This is a genomic window from Streptococcus sp. SS-4456 (genome assembly GCF_036680365.1).
Lineage (GTDB): Bacteria > Bacillota > Bacilli > Lactobacillales > Streptococcaceae > Streptococcus.
Map to the genome: position 1 here is coordinate 1 of NZ_JAVIHI010000103.1, position 498 is coordinate 498.

Consider the following 498-nt stretch of genomic DNA (forward strand, 5'->3'; position numbering starts at 1 on the left):
CTTGGCAAGAAAACCTTTAATGACCTGCTTGGTGGTCTTATCATAAAACTAAGTGGTAAACCAACACTCGTTCCAATTGACGATAGCCGTCAAGAGATGAACCTAGCAAAACATGAATTTAAAGAGGATTAACTATATGACAACAAAAGTAATTACAGGACCAAACACTCGTTTCAGCTACTTAAATGCCAATGAGCCAAAATCCATTAACGGCAGCACTCCTAAGTACAGTGCATCTCTTATCATTCCAAAAGATGATACTGTCACCATTAACAAAATCAAGGCTGCCATTGAGCAAGCATACAAAGAGGGCGAGTCAAAACTCAAGGGCAACGGAAAATCTGTACCTGCGTTATCTACTCTGAAAACGCCCCTACGTGACGGTGACCTTGAACGCCCTGATGATGAAGCATACAAAAATGCTTACTTTGTGAATGCCAACTCTCCACACAAACCTGGGGTGGTTGACGGAAATCGTCAAGAAATCATTGATACTTC

Annotated in this window: 2 protein-coding genes; both read left to right on the forward strand. The window is 41.4% G+C overall.

The annotated features are described in order from the left end of the window. Positions 1-132: DUF2800 domain-containing protein (locus tag RFK25_RS11545; RefSeq protein WP_332413555.1), on the forward strand; the 132-nt coding region annotated here is incomplete at its 5' end. A 4-nt stretch (positions 133-136) separates the two neighbouring features. Next, positions 137-498 (forward strand): DUF2815 family protein (locus RFK25_RS11550; RefSeq protein WP_332413553.1); only part of this gene is annotated, 362 nt, incomplete at its 3' end.